General features: G+C 40.1%; 19 protein-coding genes. 5 read left to right on the forward strand and 14 right to left on the reverse strand.

What is annotated here, in order from left to right; genetic code table 11:
• Positions 1–108: 108 nt before the first annotated feature.
• The 6 genes from ACL8WY_RS00795 to ACL8WY_RS00820 form a co-directional block, all read right to left on the reverse strand.
• Positions 109–267 (reverse strand): hypothetical protein, encoded by a 159-nt coding sequence (locus ACL8WY_RS00795; RefSeq protein ID WP_436516355.1) that lies wholly within the window; start codon positions 265–267, stop codon positions 109–111.
• 17 nt (positions 268–284) lie between these two features.
• Entirely contained in the window at positions 285–1037 is a 753-nt protein-coding gene (locus tag ACL8WY_RS00800; RefSeq protein WP_436516357.1) for a LytR/AlgR family response regulator transcription factor, read from the reverse strand.
• Positions 1034–2149, reverse strand: a complete 1116-nt coding sequence (locus tag ACL8WY_RS00805; protein ID WP_436516358.1) for a sensor histidine kinase — start codon at positions 2147–2149, stop codon at positions 1034–1036. The genes ACL8WY_RS00800 and ACL8WY_RS00805 overlap by 4 nt, the downstream gene beginning before the upstream one ends.
• Positions 2150–2192: 43 nt before the next feature.
• Complete coding sequence (locus ACL8WY_RS00810) at positions 2193–3251, reverse strand: DUF2911 domain-containing protein (RefSeq protein ID WP_436516359.1); 1059 nt, start codon at positions 3249–3251, stop codon at positions 2193–2195.
• Positions 3252–3429: 178 nt separating this feature from the next.
• Positions 3430–4128, reverse strand: a complete 699-nt coding sequence (locus ACL8WY_RS00815; RefSeq protein WP_436516360.1) for a LytR/AlgR family response regulator transcription factor — start codon at positions 4126–4128, stop codon at positions 3430–3432.
• 4 nt (positions 4129–4132) lie between these two features.
• Entirely contained in the window at positions 4133–5818 is a 1686-nt protein-coding gene (locus ACL8WY_RS00820) for a histidine kinase (RefSeq protein WP_436516361.1), read from the reverse strand.
• Between the two features lie 294 nt (positions 5819–6112).
• Here ACL8WY_RS00820 and ACL8WY_RS00825 point away from each other — a divergent pair, with 294 nt between their 5' ends.
• The 3 genes from ACL8WY_RS00825 (at position 6113) to ACL8WY_RS00835 (ending at position 9702) form a co-directional block, all read left to right on the forward strand.
• Positions 6113–7822: an alpha/beta hydrolase gene (locus ACL8WY_RS00825; RefSeq protein WP_436516362.1), complete on the forward strand. Its 1710-nt coding sequence runs from the start codon at positions 6113–6115 to the stop codon at positions 7820–7822.
• A 4-nt stretch (positions 7823–7826) separates the two neighbouring features.
• A complete protein-coding gene (locus ACL8WY_RS00830; protein WP_436516363.1) occupies positions 7827–8744 on the forward strand; it encodes a TolB family protein in 918 nt (305 codons plus the stop codon).
• Between the two features lie 67 nt (positions 8745–8811).
• Positions 8812–9702: a TolB family protein gene (locus ACL8WY_RS00835; RefSeq protein WP_436516364.1), complete on the forward strand. Its 891-nt coding sequence runs from the start codon at positions 8812–8814 to the stop codon at positions 9700–9702.
• A 27-nt stretch (positions 9703–9729) separates the two neighbouring features.
• Here the strand turns inward: ACL8WY_RS00835 and greB are convergent, their stop codons facing one another.
• A complete protein-coding gene (greB, locus tag ACL8WY_RS00840; protein WP_436516365.1) occupies positions 9730–10251 on the reverse strand; it encodes a transcription elongation factor GreB in 522 nt (173 codons plus the stop codon).
• Positions 10252–10635: 384 nt separating this feature from the next.
• On the opposite strand from greB, the gene ACL8WY_RS00845 reads away from it, so the two are divergent.
• On the forward strand, positions 10636–10893 hold the full coding sequence (locus tag ACL8WY_RS00845; protein ID WP_436516366.1) for a type II toxin-antitoxin system ParD family antitoxin: 258 nt from the start codon (positions 10636–10638) through the stop codon (positions 10891–10893).
• On the forward strand, positions 10880–11173 hold the full coding sequence (locus tag ACL8WY_RS00850; protein ID WP_436516367.1) for a type II toxin-antitoxin system RelE/ParE family toxin: 294 nt from the start codon (positions 10880–10882) through the stop codon (positions 11171–11173). Before ACL8WY_RS00845 ends, ACL8WY_RS00850 begins: the two co-directional genes overlap by 14 nt.
• 326 nt (positions 11174–11499) lie before the next feature.
• On the opposite strand, the gene ACL8WY_RS00855 is transcribed toward ACL8WY_RS00850, so the two are convergent.
• From ACL8WY_RS00855 to ACL8WY_RS00885, 7 genes are all read right to left on the reverse strand, one after another.
• A complete protein-coding gene (locus ACL8WY_RS00855) occupies positions 11500–12195 on the reverse strand; it encodes a hypothetical protein (RefSeq protein WP_436516368.1) in 696 nt (231 codons plus the stop codon).
• 5 nt (positions 12196–12200) lie between these two features.
• Entirely contained in the window at positions 12201–14099 is a 1899-nt protein-coding gene (locus ACL8WY_RS00860; RefSeq protein WP_436516369.1) for a YncE family protein, read from the reverse strand.
• Positions 14100–14111: 12 nt separating this feature from the next.
• The gene (locus ACL8WY_RS00865) at positions 14112–15509 is read right to left on the reverse strand and encodes a hypothetical protein (RefSeq protein WP_436516370.1); all 1398 of its coding nucleotides are present in this window, start codon (positions 15507–15509) and stop codon (positions 14112–14114) included.
• The gene (locus tag ACL8WY_RS00870) at positions 15506–18319 is read right to left on the reverse strand and encodes a right-handed parallel beta-helix repeat-containing protein (protein WP_436516371.1); all 2814 of its coding nucleotides are present in this window, start codon (positions 18317–18319) and stop codon (positions 15506–15508) included. Before ACL8WY_RS00870 ends, ACL8WY_RS00865 begins: the two co-directional genes overlap by 4 nt.
• A gap of 1000 nt (positions 18320–19319) precedes the next feature.
• Positions 19320–19967, reverse strand: a complete 648-nt coding sequence (locus ACL8WY_RS00875) for a hypothetical protein (protein ID WP_436516373.1) — start codon at positions 19965–19967, stop codon at positions 19320–19322.
• Between the two features lie 432 nt (positions 19968–20399).
• On the reverse strand, positions 20400–20591 hold the full coding sequence (locus tag ACL8WY_RS00880; protein ID WP_436516375.1) for a hypothetical protein: 192 nt from the start codon (positions 20589–20591) through the stop codon (positions 20400–20402).
• A 29-nt stretch (positions 20592–20620) separates the two neighbouring features.
• A complete protein-coding gene (locus ACL8WY_RS00885) occupies positions 20621–21277 on the reverse strand; it encodes a hypothetical protein (RefSeq protein WP_436516376.1) in 657 nt (218 codons plus the stop codon).
• Positions 21278–21332 lie beyond the last annotated feature (55 nt).

The raw sequence follows: 21332 nt of genomic DNA on the forward strand, positions 1-21332 counted from the left end.
TAGAGGTCTCGCTTGGCCGAACGTAATGCCTCGGCACGAGTGGCTACCTCATCTAGCATGACAGCTTCCCTTTCGCTTAATCTTTTGAGGTTAATGGCTTGCAGTCACCTAATCATTCACGATCATTCTGGCGGCTGTATACCCATTGAAGAACGTCGTATTTGATCGCTTGAAGCGCTTCATCACACGATCCAGCTTCTCCAGTGCACTCATGCCATCTTTCACCATATCCGCAATGGTGAACATATCCCACTCGTACTTACCCAATGTAATGGACCGTTTTACTAAAACAGGTCCAGCTTATCCTTATACGTCTTGCTCATCACCAGCTGTTTTCCATTTTTTAGTTCTGCCTGGTAGTTGCCTCTGGACAATGGCTCCAGAGAAATCAGGTGATTTTTATTGATGATGGTGGATTTGTGGATTCGGATAAATTCCAAAGGCAATTGGTCGATGATCCGACTGAGACTCTCACGAACCAGGTAAAACTTTTCTTTTGTATGAACCTTGATATAATAATCAAATCCTTCCACCCAGATAATGTCATCGGTATCCATGAAATAGATCTTTCCTGAGGACCTGAATTTCAACTGATGCTTCTCAGGATTCCCCTCGGAGTGGTTTTGGAGCTCTTTCATCAGGTTTTTCAATCCTTCAAGCGATCGTAGTGATCGGTTTTCCAATTCTGCCCTTACATGATCGAGGCACTCGGCAAAGCGGTGGTCGGTGAACGGTTTTTGGATGTAGTCTAAGGCATGGACACGGAAAGCATCCAGGGCATATTCATCGTAAGCGGATATAAAAACCACAAATGGTATTTCATCAGGAGCCAGGGACGCTAATACTTCAAATCCGTTTTTACCGGGCATTTGGACATCCAGAAAAACCAGGTCAGGTTTTAATGAACGAATCTGTTGTTCGGCTTCTTCTCCGTCTCTGCTCGTACCTATCAGCTTAAAATCGGATTCACGCTCCAGCAAAAGTGTTAATCCTTCGCGAGCTTCAATTTCATCATCGATTATCAGGGCGGAGATCACGAGGTACGTGGTAAGGTTAGTTTCGCAATAACCCCGGTTTGTTCAGGGGTATTTTTCAATTCAAATGTATAGGCTTTCGCATAGGTATGATCCAATCGGCTCAGTGTAGTAGCCAGACCGAAACCCGCATGGCTATTGATTTCGAAATCTTCTTCCAAGAGATTTCCATTGTTTGAAAAACTGATCGTGATTGATTCTCCTGACGTTTTTCCAATGATGCTGAATGAAACAGGTCCTGACGTTTTTTCGATCCCGTGCTGAAAGGCATTTTCAACAATCGGTTGAAACAGGAGGCTGGGCACTCGTACATTCATCGCATCTTGCGGGATATCAATGTGCAGCGCTAATCGATCGCGCAATCTGATCTGCTGAATCTGCAGGTACTTTTTCGTAAGCTCCATCTCATCCTTTAATGACAGCATTTGTGTATCCTTCAGTTCCAGTGATTCGCGAAGCAACTCACCAAGCAAACCGATCATCTCCACTACCTCCGGGCCTTTATTTTGTCGGGCCATCATCGAGATGGTATTGAAACTGTTGAAAAGAAAATGCGGCTGAAGCTGCATCTGCAGGCTTTGCAGTCTCGCCATGGTCAGATCGGATTTCAGATGGATGTTGTTGAGCTCTTCCTGGCGATATTTCTGATACAGAATGATTGAATAGAAGAAACCAACCACCAACCAATAAAAGAGGAGCCCATTACTTGAAAATATCAGCCCGGTATCATACCGTATTTGGAGTTTGTCGAGAAAGGTCGCTTGCTGAGATTGAACCGGGACGGCATTGAATAGGCTGGCGAATGCATTCAGAATCAGTTGATGAATAAACCCGACAATAACGGAAGGCCCCAGATGGAAAATAACTTGCCTGGTGTAACTATGATCCATCCATCCGACGAGCAATCGGTAAATGATGGGGCCGATCAAAACCATGGACAGGTAATTGGGAAAGCTCCATGAAAACAAGATGTCCAGACTGAACTCCCGGTTGGCTACTGCTGCCCATTGAAAATTATTCCACAAGGCTATTCCCCAAATAACCACCCAAAACAGGGTGTTAAGGAAAATAGCTTTTCTCCAACTCAAAATGGTTTTATTAGGCAGCTTAGACACACTTAAAGTTAAACATTAACTGTAGCTCTTCTTTTAAAACAACTCATTGTGCCAGTTTGCTTTTTGCAAAACCCAGTCGATAGTTGGCGAATCCTTTGGCTCGGTCAGGCGCCAGTCTTAAGGCCTCTTCGAAATAGGGAATGGCTTTGGCATACTCGTCCTTTGTCATGTAATAGTTGGCAAAACCTAGTTGTGTAAACCAGTCGTCCGGGTTCTGTTTCAGGTTTAATTTCAAGATGCGCATCGATTCTTTGGGTTCATCTTCATTGTTTAGTTTCATGGCATAGGAAAATAGCTCATTGCCGGTAGCCGATGCTAATGCTTCTTCCGTTAGCTTTTTTGCGGCTTTTTTGTCTCCACTCATTCGGAGTAAGTCCGCTTTCAATAAGCTATTGCTCAGGTTCTGCTTCAACTCGATGGATTCATTTACCAATTGCATGGCTTCCTCAGTTTTTGAAGAATCACTTTTTAGAAGGACTGATGCAGCAACGTAGAGATGGGTAGCATTTTTGTCCTCGATCTTTTCCAGATCCGCGAGGATGTTCTTGTCCACATTCGTGGAGATGTCAAAGGAAACCTGGGTCGTTTCCCAACGAAGGTTTAGCGTCACCATATCCGGTTTAGCATCAGCGAACGAGTAGCTCAGCAAATCCTGCATGGGAATGTTTTGAGGCTTCACCTTCACGCGCAAGGCGTCTTCATCGGCGGTATAGCTAAAGCTGCCCCAATCCTGATATCGATTTGAAAAGGTGAGCGTCCATTCGTCTTCTGAGACAAAAATGTGAAACCCGTACGTGCCCGCAGGCAGCATTTGACCATTGATCTCGACATCATGTGAAAAGCTGATGGTGGTGTTCTCATTCGCTCCTGCACGCCACGGATGATCTTTGCCATTGATCTTTTCATCGTAGGGAACAATTCCGCCAAAAATTTCACGATCCTTCGCCAGCGGAGCGTGATAAACAACCTCAATATCTGTTGTTCCAATGCGTTGAAACACTTTAGCCATTTGACTGGGACGGGTAAATAAAACAGGGTTTTGAGCGACCAGATTGAAACTACCCAGCACCAAAATACAGAAGCCTAATCTTATACTTTTCATAGCTTATAATGAGTTTTTCAGGTAATTACGGGGATTGCGGGAACACCTGCCCAGACTTTGCAGTCAAGTTGTTTTTTCCTGCAGGCAAATTGCAACGGGTCTGATATTTCGGCCTCTTTTGCCATTGTTGACAGGAGGGGAGGTGATAGGCACTGCACCTTTCTTATTGGTAAGGAGTTTACATCCACTTCGCTTTTAAGCGCTTATACTTGGTTCTTCCAATAGGAAGGCATTCTCCATCTTTTAGCTCAGCTGTATACACGCTTCCAGATGCCACCTTAATTTCCTTTATCTCCGACATCTTCACAAGGTAAGATTTATGAATCCGCTCAAAAGTATGTGACAATAGCTGTTCCAGCTTTTCGAGTGATTTATCATGGAGTTCTTTTGTTCCATTGGAAAGAAAGAGTTCGGTATAGGCGCCAGCTCCTTTTACATAGCGTAAATCTTCAATAGGTATAAGATGTATCCGGCCTCTTTTCTTAATTGCCAAAAGCTTAGTCTGATCGTTGGCTAATTTTTCTTTGGTAAACATCCGATTAAAAGCCTGCTCCAATCGGTCTTGGTTGAAAGGCTTAGGGACAAAATCCAACACTCCATATTCAAAAGCAGCAAGTGCCTGATCTTTGTTGGCGGAAATGATGATGGTGTGAAATGATTCGGCAACCGCTGAGCTGAGCAAGTCAAAACCATCGTCACCGTTGAGGTTCAAATCCAAGAGAACCAGATCCAGAGAGTTGCTTTCAATGAATCCCAACGCCTCTTGCAGTGTGTTAATATGGGTGAGCGATTGGATGGAATTACCAAAAATATCACGAGTCATTCGTTCTATTCTCTTGGCAATTCTTGCTTCATCCTCAACGATTAAAATGTTCATTTCCTCAGGAATAGATTTTTAGTGTGTTTTTCCAACCATGAGCTGCTTGCTCGGAGGTAAGATCCCATTTCGAACCATAGCTTTCTGTCAACCTGGCCTTTATGTATTTCAGCCCGGTACCTTCTTCTTTGGTATTTGTTCCCTGCACAACGGCAGCAAATGTCAAAAAGGTATAACGCTTGTATTCATTACTCGATTCAAAAATCAGTTTAAACTTGATGCTGTTGTCTTCCAAGGGCAGGCTGTGGGTAATTCCGTTTTCTAAGAGCGTATGAAGAATAGCAGGTGGTATTTTTTCCTCCGGGTCGATACCTTCTTCTTCCCATGAATAGTCTATTTCTTTCCGGTATTCCATGATCTCAAGGTGTGTTTGACAAAGCGCTATTTCTTGAGAAATAGGGATCAATGTTTCATTTTCAATCTTATTAAAAAGGTCGAACTCTTTCGCCAATGCTTCGATGAATTGAACACCTTTCTTTGGTGATTCTTCCACCCAATCCATCAGTGAGGTCAACGTATTCATTAGGAAATGTGGCTGAATGTTCTTCTTCAATAGTTCCAATCGCAGGCGTGTAGATTGAAGCAATGTGTTTTCATATGCCAATCGCTGTTCTTTGATGTTAAGGGCTAGTAGATACAGCATACCTAGTAGAATAAGTCCCAACCCAGTGTACATACTTATGACAAATCCAGAGGCAAGAAATACCACAACCGACAAAAGTAAAGTGACTAGAACAAGACGCGCTCCCCTGACATTTTTATAAGCCCCGTGTGCTACTATGCCAAAGGAGAAAATCCACATACTCAGCACCATGCCAACTGTTTTGAAATCAAAAGCATGATTACCTATAAGCCAAAAAATAATGAGTAATACCGCGTATAGAATTAACAACAATCTGCGCCCGGAATAAGGAAATTGAATGGAGAAATAGTAAGGAATCAAAAATGAAATACCCAACAAAAATGAGTTAAGGATTTGCAATCGTATGACGTGAACACTGTAATGAATGGATATGTAATCTCTACTAAATGCAGTTAGCACAAGTGCGAAAATGAGAAAGCAGCAAACACTAAAAATAAGGGTGGGATATTCTTTTCTGTTGTTTAGGAATAGAAAAAGGAAATAGATGGATACGATAAGAAAAGTTCCTGCGAAGACATGCATGTAAGAAGTTTTGATGAGCATGTCGGTAAGCAAATCTTCATAATCAGCAATTTCGAGTTCATAGTACCCTACATGATCGGGGAAATAATAATTACTCAACCGTAACGCTAGCACATGTTCACCTTCAGTCGCCAAATGCGCAGGAATGCTGAATGTAATCCACAATTCACCCGCGGGAGGAAGCTCGGCTTCTTGTCCCGGATTCCCATTTTTTCCAATCATCACCCCATCCCAAAAGATTTCATATTCTCCATAGGCATCTATTTGAAGGCCGTAGGGTCTAAGTTCCTCAGGAGCCTTTAGAATATCAATTCGGGTTCTGGACCAGAAAATCTCGCCTTCCGGAATGAGTTCTATCCTTCTTTCCCAATTGCTATCATTCAAGACCTTCTTCGCCCAACCTGGGTTGTCACCAATCTGGTATACCGTCTGATGCTCTTTGAAAACTTCAGGCGCTTGCGCACAAGAAGTTGACAGCAATGAAATACCTATCAAAAGTAAGGATGGCAGAGACCGCAAATTCATTTAAGCTGAGTTAAAGATATGTTCCAAAAATTTATTAAAACACCCCTATAGTCTCCTCAAGGGGACAATTCCCCCTTTGGAGGGGGTAGGGGGAGGTTTCTTGAAGTATTTACTTATTATTTTTTTCTCGAACATCAATGTTTTAAACAAGCAAATTAACCTGATATCACTGGCTTTTCCAGTTGGGGCTGAGCAGTTCATTTAAGCATAGAGCAGTTCGCAAGTTAAACGAGGCAGATCAACAACTCTCGTCGATAGATTGAAGTATACACGCAAAACTGAAATCAAAAACCTATGACCTGTTTACTCAAAAATTTGAATACTTCGAAAGCTAAAAACCTGTTCATTTTCCTGTTGATGACCATTGCGTCTTCGAATAGCATACTAGCTCAAGAGATGGGAAGTAAGGTGCATCAACAAAGCCCAAATTTTGAATTATACAACACAAAAGTGATTCCGATAAAGGACACGCAAAATGACAGACAATATGAATTATATATAGAATTGCCCGAAAGCTATTCGGAAAGCGAGAACACAAAACACCCGGTGATCTACTATACAGATGCCATATGGCACGTAGAAATGCTCTCTGGATCTGCTGAATACATTTTGGAAGAAGCCATTTTAGTAGGCATATCCTGGCAAAAAGATATCAATAAAGATCTGCTGGAAGAAAGAGGAGCGCATGTAAGCAGGTTTCGCGATTACACCGTACGCCCACATAGCAATCCGGAAATTCAGAACAAATACCAATTAGGGCAAGCAAGCAATCACCTGGAATTCATTTATACAGATGTAATACCCTATGTTGAAGAGCATTACCGAACCGATCCCCAAAACAGAACCTATTTTGGTTATTCAGCGAGTGGTTTATTTGGAGCCTATATTTTATCATCCAGACCTGAGACCTTTAAGAATTATCTAATTGGAAGTCCATCATTGCGAGGAAATATCCCGCATCTCACAGAGCTGATTGCTGATAAAAACTTGAAGGCGAATGTCTTCATTACCAATGGTTCCAAAGAGCAGGAATTAAAAGAGTATGTCAAGAAATTTGTCACCGTTCTTGAAAACAAGAATGACAAGACCTTTCGCTTAACCCATGAGGAGATCTCAGGCGATCATCAAACTGCCTTCCCGAGAATGGCAGTTAGTAGTGTAGGATGGCTTTCAGAATTAGATAAACCAGCTGCGGACTACTTTGGAGAAATCCCACCAGGCTTAACTCCTCAAGTTTTTGAACCTGAAATTGTCTCTCCGGAAGGGCTTTTTGAGGGCGGTAGCTTTTCACCAGATGGGAAGGAGTACTATTTCACGAGGAAAAATGGGAAATATGAAGAACGCACCTTTTTTGTCATTCGATATGAAAATGGTATTTGGGGAAACGAGTCCGAGACCGACTTAAAATGGCCCAAATTCTCCGCTGGAGCAGACACTTTATATCGCGGAAATAAATATAGAATTTTGACCGACACTGGTTGGTCGGAATACAAAAGCCTTGGAGCCCCTTTTTCGGATAAGCACATTATGGGGATATCGTTTTCAGATAATGGAACTTCTTACTTTGATGAAATAGAATTTGATGAAAATGGAAAACCTGATACCGTAGGAGCTATCAGTTATTCCCGCCTCATAAACGGGAAATATGAACCTCGCCAAAAATTAGGTAAGGAGATCAACACCGGAACATGGATTGCACATCCGCACATTGCACAGGATGAATCTTATTTGATATGGGATGTCAGAAGGGAAGACGGATATGGTGGATCTGATATCTACATTAGTTTTCGAGCCGAAGATGGCTCCTGGCTACCCGCAATGAACATGGGAGATAAGATCAACACCTCATTAAGCGAAAGTGGTGCGCGGGTGTCAGACGATGGGAAATACCTGTTTTTTACGAGGGGAGAGTGGGAAATTAAAGAAGATGGAAGTGAAAATTGGGTAGGCAAGCCTTATTGGGTGGATGCTCAGATTATTGAGGACCTTAGACCGAAAGAATAACAAAATGAACAAATACTATTTCCTTTTAATACTTGCATTGGGTGTCTTTCTAACTGCTTGCCGAACTAAAAGTCAGGACTCAAAAACAAGTGATTCACCAATTTCAGAAACCACCTATTTGGGACAAAAGCCACCAGGCCTAATTCCAGAAGTTTTTGCACCTGATTTTTTTTCAATCAATGGAAAGAATGCACAGGGGATATCTTTTGCTCCCGATTTAGACGAATTATATTTTTCGGCAAGTGAAAAAGATGATGAAACATCTATCTATTTCTCAAAACTCAAAGACAATAAATGGACGCCCATTAAAAGAGCAAATTTTACTAATGGGACAAAAAATGAGGAATTATATCCATTCGTTAGTCCTGATGACAAAAGGATTTACTTCACAGCGCTAGACTCAATTTTTACAGATGAGAAAATTTGGTATGTAAACCGTTTCGAGGATTCTTGGAGTGATGCAGTACAACTTGATTCACCTATCAATGATGACATAGTTTTTTACATCAATCAAGCTAAAAACGGCGATCTTTTTTACACAAGTATTTCACAAGGAAAAATGTACAATGCACCGAACAAAAACGGTGAATTTCCCGAGGTACAGGAAGTTGAAATTGAATTTGGTCATCACGGGTTTATTTCTCCATCTCAAGATTATTTGCTGGTATACAAGCGAATCAAAGAAAACGAACAAAGAAACGATCATGATATTTATGTCTGCTTTAAGGATAAAGATGGGACATGGACAAACCCGATTAACCTTGGAGATCCAGTAAATACAAGTGCCAATGAGGCCGCTCCGAGCATCACTCCAGATGGAAAATATCTCTTTTTTAGTAGATCAGCTTCCGAAGGTGATTCGTCAAATATCTATTGGGTGAGCACGGAGGTTTTTGAAAGGCTGAAACCGAATGACTTATGATCAATACGAAGCATAGAACTTGGTCTGTCAGGTTTCGCATTAGTCTTTGAAAACAAACACGATACACATGAAAATCACAATACTGATATTGATAGGCGCTTTAACACTCAATACTTCCTTTGCACAAGAAAACATGGAGGCCAATTTTAGCTTTCCAGTTTTAGAAGGCCCGTATATGGGGCAGGAGCCACCGGGCCTTATTGCAGAACCCTTTGCGCCAGGTATTATTTCCAAAGAAGGGTGGGAGATAGAGGGCATGTTCGCGCCGGGCATGAAGGAGTTTTACTTTACGACAAGGAAGGCAAAAGGCACACCTATAACTGTTATTGGCTTTCGTATGGAAAACAATGTTTGGAGTAAATACACAGAATTTAAGCGAATAGGTGAAATATCATTTTCCCCTGATGGGTCACGGATGCACATGGCGGAGGGCTACAAAGATCGCATGGATGATGGCTGGTCAGAACGCAAAAGCCTTGGCTCCATGTTTGATCGAGAAGACTGGGGTATTATGCGTTTGACTGCATCTGAAAAAGGCACCTATGTTTTTGACGACTATAAAAGTGGTGATGTGATTCGCATGTCAAGGCTGAATGACGGCACGCGACAAGCTCCAGAAATCATGGGGCCAATTGTGAACACAGGAGAATGGACTGCACATCCATTTATTGCGCCAGACGAAAGTTATCTGATTTGGGATAGTGAACGAGAAGGAGGCTATGGAGACTCTGATCTGTATATCAGTTTTCGACAAGAAGATGGCTCATGGGGAAAAGCTATCAACATGGGTGATAAGGTCAACTCCGACAAATGGGATGCTTTTGCCAGTGTCACATCAGACGGCAAATACATACTCTTTAACAGACGTATTGATGACGGGAGTGATGACAACAATATGGATGTAGATATCTACTGGGTAGATGCTCAGATTATTGAGGCACTCAGACCTCAGGAATAACAACTAAAACTGACCACAAAAATCAAACTACTCGCTTTTCACATACTCAATCTTACGGATGTGCCAGATGAAATTGGCCACTTTGGTTTCAACAACCACTTGATCACCGACTCTTTTTTCGAGTAAGGCTTTGGCCATCGGAGAATCCATGGATACATAATCTTTATTGCCGATCAATTCTTCATACCCTACAATGCGCAAGCGTTTCTTCATCTTCTTCTCCACATTTTCAATTTCTACCCATGCGCCAAACATAACTTTGCCTTCCTGGTTGGGGTGATAATTAATCACTTTTAAGTCGTCAACACACTTACACAGATATCGAATACGATTATCAATTTCTCGAAGACGTTTTTTGTTGTAATGGTAATCGGCATTTTCTGAACGATCTCCCAAACTTGCAGCCCATGAAACCTTAGCGGTAACGTCGGGACGTTCAACTCGGGTAAGGTGATCATGTTCGTCCCTTATTTTTTGTAAGCCTTCGGGAGTAATCACTTGCGAGCGGATTATTTTTGGAAGTGTTGATTCTGGAATTTTCCGCCTCATAAGTCGATCTTATTTTGAAAACTTTCGCAAGATAATATATTGACGAATAGTTTATTTGCTGAGACCAATCAATAGATGTACTGAATGCTAAATGCTGCGCATACGCTAATCACTAGTATTGTTATATAATGGCCTGCGTTATGTTAATATAGCTTCGGTTCAGGAATGGGATTAATAGTTAGCGGGCATTCGTTCTAGGAAGTAGTCATATCAATTTATTGAAGGAGTGGAGCACTCTTTTGACATTTTAGGCAGGAAGGAGGCTTGGGGGAATGGCAAATGTGTGCGGAATAATAAGAGTTTATAATTGTTCTTTGTTTTGGCATTGTAAGCATTTAGTCTTATTATTACACCAATAGTATGATTATATAGACAATTTAAATTATGGCTACAATTAGAAAAACAATAACTTTTACTGATCAGCAAGATAAATGGATTAAAGCCCAGATAACTGCTGGGGAATTCACAAATGATAGTGAATATCTGCGTCATCTTGTACGACAAGATCAGTCGAAAAACACCAAATTTTCTACATTAAAAGCTGCTATTGCAAAAGGTCTTGAAAGTGGAATAAGTGAAAGTACCATCCCTGATATTATGAAAAAGGTAGAAGATAGAATGGAAGCGGATGGACGCCTATAAACTCTCAAAAGAATGCGAGATCGATATTTCAGAAATATATGAATATGGAATTGAGAAATTCGGATTAAATCAAGCACAAGAATACTTGATTGGTCTTCATGATCTTTTTCAAACATTAACAGAAAATTCCGGTATAGGAAGAGATGCATCTGAGTTTTATTCATCTCTAAAGCGATTTGTCTACAAATCTCATATGATTTTTTACCTTCAGTCTGAAACAGGAATATTTATTGTAAGAACACTTAGTCAAAGTATGGATTACGAACGTCATTTGACGTAATGTTCATGATACTCAAAATATCAAAATTGATAATAATTCATAGTTGTCATTCGTTAAAGCATATTTAAAATAACGCTTATTATGCCAACACGAAGTGTTGCATAATGGCCTGCGTTATGTTAATATAGCTTCGGCGCCCGGCTAGGAGTTCAGGGCAGGCATTAATAGTTAGCGCAGGGATTCGTTCAAAGAAGTAGTCTTATCAATTTAGTGTAGGAGTGGAGCACTCTTTCGCCACTCCTGCCGAGTGAGGAATCACCATGCCGCAGTGAGAGATGTATTCCTAAGGGGAAGGAGAGTGGCAAATGTGTGCGGTTAAACACATGTTAATCATTATTCTTTTTTTTATCAAATCCAATTCTGAGACCTAATTTGAATCCAGTCCAGTCAATCTTGACTTTTTGCGGTTCCCCTGGTGCTGATGCTCGATTGCTTTTAAGCTTCAGGTTCGTTCCAAAGTATGAGCCATCTACCTGTCCTACAATTGAAATTTTAGGGTTTGTTTGCTTTATATAGTATTGCAATCCAAAAATAAAGACAGCATTTACGGAAGCATATTTGCCACTTGCAGACTCTGTATCATTAAACACACTGATCTCCTGCTTAATGAGCAAATCATTGTAAACCACCCCTATATTGCCTGTGAGAAAGGTGCGATCATTGATCACATTTTTGGAGACGGAGATACCACCAGTAAATCCTTGAAGAATCATGTCGGTGGCAAAGTAACCTGTGGCATCCTCGTAATAATTTCTGGCTCCTGTTGATTGATACATAATCCATGGCCCAATCATTTCATCTTTCACTTTAAAACAACGAACAGCCAGATCAAATGCCAGAAAAGGAGGGAAGCTCTCTATTTGTTCTGAACCTTGAAATGGAGAGTTAAGTTCTTCCTGTAAATCCCGCAGATCAGTCATTAAATAGGCATTTCCATACATCCCCACTTCAAGCTCCAAATTTTGTGAATAGCTGTATTGAAAGATGCAGAAAATAAGTGTTATGAATAGTAGTTTTTTCATGCAGATTAAGGGAGTTGAATTTGCAAAGCCTTACCATTTCTTGAAAAAAGTGTTCCATTGAGGTAAGATAAATATCCTCCTGAAACAGACTGGTTACTAGAAGTTTGTGTATTAAGATCAATTACTTGAATGGATTCGGAAGGGTAATTGGATAAAAACAAACGATTATTTAAATCTAAAATGAATGTACTTTCAACGGTACCAAAATCACTTGCGAGTTCATTTCCCTCAAAAGTGAAACTTTGTAAAACAATACCAGACGGAATTTCAAGAATGTGAGCTTCTGTTTCGTTGAAATGAATTAACTCGGTTTCACTTAGAAATAAACCTGTTTTATTATTCGCGTCTATTTCTTTTACTAGGCCATAAGAGCTTCCATTGTTGCTATATAGTTGGCCATTGTGGAACATGAAAGTACCTTCAGGAGACAGATCTCCAAACTGACCTATAATACCTCCTTTCGCAAAGTCCCCTCTAAAAACCTCGATTTCATTAAGGATATCAATTACCATGTAGGTTCTTCCTTTGATCAACAATAGCCCTGAAGAAGTGAGAACAGATTCTGATTTTCTTGTGGAGCCAGGTTCATCATAACCATAGGTGGTTTCAAGGTTAGTGGTCTTAATCACTTCTAGTGTTAAAGGATCTAATTCATATAAAAGGTTACGATAATTAAGTGTCGTTATTAAAAGCTTTCCATCTGGTGATATTGCCAAATGATCAGAATTATCACCTGAAGCTTCAATGATAAGGGTATCTGTTACCTGAATAGTAGCGGCATCAATCTTGTAAATAAAAATTCCTTTTGAATAATCAGATGAATTGGGATTCAAATAATCAATATGACGTGCATAGTAAGCATTATTAGCTTTGGAATAGATGATATCATCAAATTGTGGGACATCTAGTCCAATCCCCAGATTATCTGCATATGAATAGAAAAAACCCTGCGGTCCTAAAAGGAAGGTGACAGCATATTCAGTTACTGATCCAAACAAAAGTCCTGATTCAAGCTCAATTGAAATCAGGTCTGAATCGAAGGAGGTATAGTTGGTGCCATTAACAGTAAAAGACTGCACATTCTTGTAGAGAGATGGTCTTTTAATAGTTACTGAAACAGTGCTATCCTGGAGTTGAAAATTAACCAAGTCCTCTTCAAGTTCATACACGTATGTAGTACCAATGGACATGATATCATAATCTGTTGATGTTCTTACTTCTAATTCCAGAACGCCCTCAATAAAGTAGGGAAATGTTGCGGAGTTAGCCAATCTGTCAACTTCTACTGCTCGGGAATCATACACATTATCAGAGGTACCGACCAGATACATCTTGTCGAAATTTCTAATGGTCTCTGAACCCCAATAAACCACCAACTCACCATCTTCTATTACCACAGAAGTAATTTCAATCGGATCAGGTGTTTTGTCAATCACAACTTCCCATTCCTGCAAAAGACTTGTTGAGGTATTGGTCATTGCAGCAAGGTTGTTTCCAATGAATGAAAACTCTGAAGCGATGCGGAGGGTGTAGGTTCCGTCACTGAAATTTCGAGGATCGATGGTAAATACAATAGACTCTTCAAAAGTGGCGTAATTGATATTCCGTATCGGCTCATCATTCAGTGTGATCGTGATATCCTGGGAACCGAAATCAAATCTGGAATCATTGGAGGTACCAAAGGTGAAATTTGTCGGTTTGTAGATTACTAACTGAGAGGAATCATTTGCAATCAGGGTAATATCAAAATTGTCAGCTTCTGGAGGTGAAACATCTGGAGGGATGATCTCCTCAAGTTCAAACTGGCAGGAGAGACTCCCGCAGGCAATCAACCCCCACAAAGCATACTTTTTGATGAGACTAAAAAAACGGGGCTGAAGCAAGTCTCTTTTTAGCATATACATAAACGATGATTATCAATGAACGATATTGCCATCCTGGTCTACCACGATAACGACCAAATCGCGATCTCGTGAATCATATGAAGGGGTTTTAGTGATCGGGTCTATTTGTCGAGATCCGACCAAGTAAAACAAACCATTTTTTTCGGTTACTGCATGGAAAATTGAATTGGAACCGTAATAATAGTGATCCCAGACAATTCCTCCTTCCTTGGTCATTTTAATTACACGTAGGTTGTCCAAAAATACATAATAGTGATTGTCCTGCTCTAGCAAATCAATGGATGAACCAGTGCTCCGAGTGTATGTACTTATTGACCATTCAATTGTGCCGGAGGGACTTAACATCGTCAGCAATTTACCATCTATGGTATCATCGGAATTTGGAGAAGAAATTAACCATCCGTCTGAAACAGGCCATATATTGTTGATGTAGAGATTTTCTTTGTAGTGGTTTAGGAAATTTTCATTTGAAAGTGTGAGGCCTGAAAGTAGGTTAATGTTAGAAGTGCCATCTGTCTCGGTCAAAAAAGTAAAAAAGCTAGACTCGCTCGCAAAATATGACTGGTAGTGGGTGTAGTTGTCCACCTCAATCAGGAACTCATCCGTGGTAAATGTTTCGGTAGCGCGATCTACGGTAACGACGAACTTATGCGGAGTAGAATAAGAATCCAGCAAGGCCAGGATTGATTCACCAGAAGGTATCAGATCATCTATGTCATTTTGGAGATATACTCGGCTAAGAGTTTCACCCGATTTACTGAGAGTCACCAATGACCGATAGGTATTAAAAACCAAATGGTTATCATCATCTACAAAAGATTCCCTTATATCATTTACATCAAAAGAGTAGCCTGGGTTGAAATCGAACACTTCTTCTTCAAAGCTTTCATTCAGGACCAATACTTTTTCATCGTTGTAATCCTCGGTTAAAAGAATTGAGAGGGTCGCATCTTCATTTATCCAAGCAAATACTGCATTTTCCGGTGTTTCGATAGATCCATAAATGTAAGGTTGTTCCACGACTTCAAATGTTCTGGTCGCTTCAAAAGCAGATTCAACTTCGGTGGTAAAGGTCCCATCATAGAATATTCCGGAACCTTTCACGGAAATCACATACGTTCCCGGAGAGTTAAAAACGATCGCGGGCTCCAATCGCTCACTAAATAACTCTCCGTCTATGCGCCATTCCACCTTGTCTGCCTGCCCAATCTGATAGTGATTATACCCCAGGTCAATGGGGGTTGTACCCAGACTCAGCTCCACAGCTAGGTTTGGATAGTGTAAATTATCACTGGTGGTATGGGAAGATCCATAGATTACAAAATTGCCAATGTCTGGCTGAGATTCATCGTCACCTCCACATGAAATAATAAGTAGTGAAAGAATTATCAGAAAATAGAAATATCTCATGGTTTAAGTTTTATGAACTTATAAGATTCAGATCCATTTTGAATCAGGTAGGTTCCGGCTTTTAATGAACTCACCTCAAGGGTAGTTTCTTTTAGCCGGGGAATGACATATACCATTTTACCATTGAGGTCGGATATATTAATTACTTGATTGAGCCACTGATCTGGTAAGTGAATAGTGTTTTGTGTCGGATTTGGATGAATTGGTATTTCACTGTTGCCAAGGCCCAATGGTAGGGAAGTATGTATAAAGAATGACTTCTCCAGCCAGGCATTATTATCAGTTTGCTCAGCGCGAATTTTGATTCGGAAAATATTTCCTTCAGAGATGGTTTTATTAAGAATAAGATTGGTCTCTTCTATACTGAATGCCTGCGTTTCGAAACCCGACTCATCAAGCAAGTAAAAAGAAGCGTTCAATGGTTCCTCTGTAAATATGCTTGCTATAGGGTCTCCCACCAGTGCATCTGTAAAAATTATGGTATCACTTAGGAGTATGTCATTCAAGGAGCTTATCTCTCCTTGAAACTCTATGGCTCCTATGTCTAGTTTGCTGTATCTACTATCAATCCTCTCATTACCTAGAATGTCGTACGTTGATAAAGTGGCAATAACTCCATCTTCTACGGCATTATTGATTGCAGGACTGTTGGCAGCCAAACCATAATCATGCGTATCAGCATCCACAAAGAGCGGGTCATAAATAAAATTCAACGCATCGATTGATTCATTGGTAATATTGGATTTAAATGAACGATTGCCAGAATTTAAACTTGATAAGGAACCCTCCCATAAGTTGGCCGGCAGGTTATTATATAGAATGTTATTGTGGACATTCTGAGGACTGCTTGAACTAAATAAGCCAACCGTAAACCTTTCATCCGTTGTATTAGCTGTAATGGTATTATTTACCATATACAAACTTTGAAAGGATTCAACATACAATTGAAAATCCTCATTATGATAAATGAGATTACCCATTATGTTGATGTCATGAAATTGAATGTTCATTGTCGAAAATGAATTGTAGCGGTATATGTTATTGACTATATCTGTCGCCCCTGATAGCTCAAATCCACCGACATTATTTTCAAAGATGTTGTTGGATATTGTTGTTAGCGATTCGCCGGATGGCGCATTTACTTCTATGATTGCTGATGGGTATGTGGTGTTGAAATAGTTGTTGCTAAAAAAACATGAATCAATCAGCATGTGGGCTTTTGGTTGTCCACTTGAGCTTCCCCGGAATTCAATCACGTTAAAGGCCTTGTTATTTATAAAAGTTGATTTCCTGATTTCTAGATTTGCCCTTGATGCATATATCATAATTGATCCAGGGGTGTATGATTTACATCCTGAGATCGTACATGTGCGTACTTCAAGATCACTTCCAGTTTCAACATAGAGCATTCCATTGGGTGAATCAAAACCACTTTTGTAGGGAGTGGTATTGTCAATAAACGAACAATTCTGAAGTATTAATGACGAGTTATCATAAACACCAATTTGTTCATTGCTTGTTTGTTCATGCAACTCATGGTAGTAGAAAAATTCTTGTCCCATATTAGAGAATATGACATTGTCCAATGTATTCCCTTTACCATTCGCAAAGTTTATTCCACTCCACCCCAATCTAATAGGTCTTAAGTCATCGTCATCAAATTCGAAATATGTCGTATCATAGCTGGTTATATGAATGGGTTCATCTGCAGTAGCATCCGTGATTAAATCACCTTTTACAGTGATTTCTCTATTAAAAATGAAAAGAACCTCGATTCCTTTACCCAGTGATAAGGATTCTCCTTCATCGACAGAAATGTTGCCACATATAGCATAGGGTTTGGCAGTATCAGTCCAAGAATCATTCAAGTTGGTCGTGCTGTCAACGAGAATGTATGGTAGTGGCTCTGACGAATGTTGATCGAATGCCAAATAACCCATGTCTGATCTGGTACCATCGTCATCAATGAAGCAATGACAACCAGCATCAATTGCAGGAGAATTCTCACTGAGTGAATACTCATGATTTGTAATGTCTTTAAAAAGCGGATCACCGGAAATATTGGTGCTACCTAGATATCCTTCCTCGATGAGTGAAAATCGTGGCAGGATGGGGTATGATCGTTCTCCTCGATCAAAGTAGAGGTTTGATGAGTCATTCAGCGCCAGGATCGAGTTGAAGATATTGATCAAAGCGGATTCAGAGTATAACCCTCCAACCCCTGAGGAACGATTATTTGCAATGGTAACATTAGATAGGGTAAGATTTCCATTGATGAAATGAACAGCACCATTCTCACTCTCATTGTTGGCTATGAGTGTATTTCTTATGTAAATCCTATCAGACCCATTTACATACAGTGCTCCTCCCAAGCTTCCCTTGTTGTACATGATTTTGCAGTGGGTCAATTCAATGCCTTCTTTCCCATTAACCTCAATAGCACCACCATTTTCTCTTCCTCCGTAGTATATATGAGCATGTGTAAATTTTGCAGTATCAATCGCTGAGTAGGAAGATGATTTTAAGTAAACCCCTTCCCAAAAGACAGAATCCTTTCCAGAAAATATGACAGGGTTGTCCTTTGTTCCATTCACCCATATGTTTCCATTAACCTCTAAACCTGTCCCAGCTTCAAAAAGTACTGTTGTACCCGCTTCGATAGTAAGAGATGCTCCAATTTCAACAATAACCGTTTCTGTGATGATGGTGTCCTGATCCCAAGTAGTACGAGTCGTAATGGAACTCTGGCCGATAACGGCTGAAGATAATAAAGTAGCTAGTAGAAGGGATGCAAGAGACTTATTTATCATGAGACAAATATAAAAAATCAGCCATTGCACAAGCAATGATTGCATGAAATTCCCAACCTATCCAAATGCTTTTCAGGCAAAACCTAACAGCAATATCTTGGTAGAAGAATCAAGCGAAGGTTGTCAATAGCAAAAGGAAAGAATAACTAATTCAATATTATGTTAAGTAGAATCAATTCTATACCTTGGTGGGCTGGTTGACAGAATAGCGGGCCATGCGCTGGCCTGTGGGTGGAAGCTTTATTCTGTCTAGATTTTTGCATCCTTTTCATCAATGGAAAAGGATGAGCCCAGCGGCTTGAGCGACGAACCAGCGGCTTGAGCGACGAAAGCGAACTCCGTAAGAAACCAATCAATCAATTTGCGAGCTAATCGATCTACGATACGGTGGGTTGGGAAAACACAAGTGTTTTGACAGGCGGTTCCTAATCGCTGAGATTTCAATATTTGAGACAAACTCGACCATTGTACAGAATACTTCAAAATAACGAATCACAGAGCCTGACAAATCTGTTGTGTGTGCGGTGGGAAAAACTCTTTTCGTGCGTTGGCCAAAAAAGAAAAATTATTAGGCGCTTGGGATCAGGGCACGGCTAAGCGCTGGTTGAGGCGCTGGCCCGAGCGGCTACTTAATATAACGTCTAATTATATAACACCGTGATTAGAAGCAGAATCTAAAAGATCGTCAATCAAAAACGTGCACGTCAAAGTCCAGCTTTGCTGGTTAACATAATATCATTATATAATCAAGCGGTACGATAATCGTCAAACAGTCACACAGCAATAAACTATAGCTTTGTTATATAATGTCCTGTGTTATGTTAAATCAGCGTTGGTTCGAGGGCGGGTATTAATGCTTTCAGGAAGGGAAGGAAATTATACGGCAAAGGAGGGGAAGGGGCTGGAACACTCTTTTGGCATCTTGGATTAAGCCAGGGATTGCGTGGATGGCAAATGTGTGTGGAAGACTCGGGTTGGCCTCCCACACATCATCATCTATTTAAGACCGAACTATGATTCCGAGTTTTTCTAACAATTGTGGTTGTCCTTCAAGAGCTAGTTCTGCGATAGCTTTTAGCTCTGTTGTATAGTCATCCAACTCATCTAGCTTTTCATTTCTAAGACGTGTAGCTTCTTGAGCTTGTCCTTTCTCAGCAGTGGCTTCATTACGCAACTGCTTGAGATTTTCGATTGCTGTTTTCTCAGCATTTAGTTGCTCAGAAGTTACTTTGAAGTTTCCAAGTTTTGTGAGGAAATCAGCTTCATTTAAAAGTCTGTTATAAAAATCTACTGCGGTTTCAATCCATTCTTCAATTGCATAAACTCTGCCGGCCTGTAGACCTAATCTATTCTGTAAATCCTTGTCATTTCTGGAAAGGACTTTCACTAGTTTCAATGTTCGGTTATAATCTGCTTCTGCATCATCTTTCTCAAGGTAAAACTTGTCATAAGCAAGGCTCTGTTCCTGATATTCATTCTTTTGATTATCAACCAATTGAGTAGTTTCATTGTAAAGAGCTTCACCCTGATCTATGTAGGCTGTATCTATGCCTATAGCATCCAGTAGGGGTGCTACTTCAGGATCTTTGCTATTGAAGATGAGTAATCTTGCTGATTCAAGTTTTTCGGTGAGTGTTTTTCTTGCCATAATTGTTTGGTTTGGTAAATAATGGTTTAAATATAAAATAATAACGAATTGAGGTATACGTAATTACAAATAAAGTATCAATTTGTACCTCTTGAGTATGGATATTCCCCCGTTAAGTATGCTCTTTCACCACTGAAGTATTGATTTTCCCCGATAAAGTATGCTGTTTTCCTTCTTGAGAATGAGCTTTCACAAATGAGTACGCGATTTCACTCTTTGAGTATCGAGTTTCACTCACTAATCATACACATGTACAATCTAAGTGGCTTCATTCCCTATTTAAGTGTTCAATTAGCGTTAGGGATAGAGGCAAAGTACCCCGCCTCCGTGTAGGCACTGCGGACGGGCAGGCGTGTACTGCCGAAAGCCCGACCCGCAGGGTAACGCCATATTAACTCACTAATTTCTTTCGGTAATTCACGAAACTGCTAATCACCAAGGGAGAATCTCAAAAACTATATATCCAACTGTGACTAAGAAAATAGCACCTACAGAAAAGCTTGTCCAGAAGTGTGAATCATAATCATAGATGGCCATTTCTTCCTTAAGGCTTCTCCTTCTCGTTACTAGCCACACAAGAAATGACCCAATGGTTATGCAAATAAGAGTAAGAACATTCTTCATTCACATCCTTTTAGACTTCCTAGTCTATTTTACTTTAATACGAGCTTAGCATATTTTAAAGGTTGACCATCCTCCATTTCCCAGAAATCATCAACACTCATAAATGAAAAGAATAGTTCGTTTTCTTCAGACCATGCTATTTTTTCTGGTATCCATTCTTGCTGATCAATCTCTACTAATTTGGATATCTGACTACCTTTTACCTTGAAGATTTGAAGACCATTTTGCAAACCCTCAAGCCCATATGGCAATGATTTGGATGCCAAATATTTTAAATCAGAAGAAATTATTGGTGTATTCCAAACAGTATCAATCTTTCCGTTACTCTTATCAATTAGCAGGCACTCTGAGTATTCCCAATAAGAACATTGAACAACATATTTATTTATTGAATTCAATTCACCTAAATACTCATAATTCTTTTGGGAATAGCTATCAGTTTTTGTTAGTGTATCTCTAAATACAATCAAAGAATCTGATATATACAGCTTAATTAGTGAATCATTAGATGTCCTTTCACTAATATTGAACGGAGGATCATACTGAGAAAATACCTTATCAAAAACTGCCTTTGATACTGTTTTGATTTCAAAGTTATTTCCTGTGGAGATGCTTGTGTCATTCTCACGTACTGTGCAAAATGAAATTAAAAGAGAAAGACTTAGAAGCGAAATAATCTTTATCATTTCATTTTCTGTTAGTGTACTCTGTGCCCATTAGGTTACCTGATTTCTTACGCTG

Origin of the sequence: Ekhidna algicida (assembly GCF_051379705.1) — a bacterium.
Lineage (GTDB): Bacteria > Bacteroidota > Bacteroidia > Cytophagales > Cyclobacteriaceae > Ekhidna.

Excerpts from the sequence above, each read along its gene's own strand:
- ACL8WY_RS00815 (WP_436516360.1), bottom strand. The coding sequence starts at position 4,128 with ATGAACATTTTAATCGTTGAGGATGAAGCAAGAATTGCCAAGAGAATA.
- ACL8WY_RS00830 (WP_436516363.1), top strand. The coding sequence starts at position 7,827 with ATGAACAAATACTATTTCCTTTTAATACTTGCATTGGGTGTCTTTCTA.
- ACL8WY_RS00880 (WP_436516375.1), bottom strand. The coding sequence starts at position 20,591 with ATGAAGAATGTTCTTACTCTTATTTGCATAACCATTGGGTCATTTCTT.
- ACL8WY_RS00885 (WP_436516376.1), bottom strand. The coding sequence starts at position 21,277 with ATGATAAAGATTATTTCGCTTCTAAGTCTTTCTCTTTTAATTTCATTT.
- ACL8WY_RS00835 (WP_436516364.1), top strand. The coding sequence starts at position 8,812 with ATGAAAATCACAATACTGATATTGATAGGCGCTTTAACACTCAATACT.
- ACL8WY_RS00845 (WP_436516366.1), top strand. The coding sequence starts at position 10,636 with ATGGCTACAATTAGAAAAACAATAACTTTTACTGATCAGCAAGATAAA.
- ACL8WY_RS00875 (WP_436516373.1), bottom strand. The coding sequence starts at position 19,967 with ATGGCAAGAAAAACACTCACCGAAAAACTTGAATCAGCAAGATTACTC.
- ACL8WY_RS00855 (WP_436516368.1), bottom strand. The coding sequence starts at position 12,195 with ATGAAAAAACTACTATTCATAACACTTATTTTCTGCATCTTTCAATAC.
- ACL8WY_RS00825 (WP_436516362.1), top strand. The coding sequence starts at position 6,113 with ATGACCTGTTTACTCAAAAATTTGAATACTTCGAAAGCTAAAAACCTG.
- greB (WP_436516365.1), bottom strand. The coding sequence starts at position 10,251 with ATGAGGCGGAAAATTCCAGAATCAACACTTCCAAAAATAATCCGCTCG.
- ACL8WY_RS00850 (WP_436516367.1), top strand. The coding sequence starts at position 10,880 with ATGGACGCCTATAAACTCTCAAAAGAATGCGAGATCGATATTTCAGAA.
- ACL8WY_RS00870 (WP_436516371.1), bottom strand. The coding sequence starts at position 18,319 with ATGATAAATAAGTCTCTTGCATCCCTTCTACTAGCTACTTTATTATCT.
- ACL8WY_RS00820 (WP_436516361.1), bottom strand. The coding sequence starts at position 5,818 with ATGAATTTGCGGTCTCTGCCATCCTTACTTTTGATAGGTATTTCATTG.
- ACL8WY_RS00865 (WP_436516370.1), bottom strand. The coding sequence starts at position 15,509 with ATGAGATATTTCTATTTTCTGATAATTCTTTCACTACTTATTATTTCA.
- ACL8WY_RS00810 (WP_436516359.1), bottom strand. The coding sequence starts at position 3,251 with ATGAAAAGTATAAGATTAGGCTTCTGTATTTTGGTGCTGGGTAGTTTC.
- ACL8WY_RS00860 (WP_436516369.1), bottom strand. The coding sequence starts at position 14,099 with ATGTATATGCTAAAAAGAGACTTGCTTCAGCCCCGTTTTTTTAGTCTC.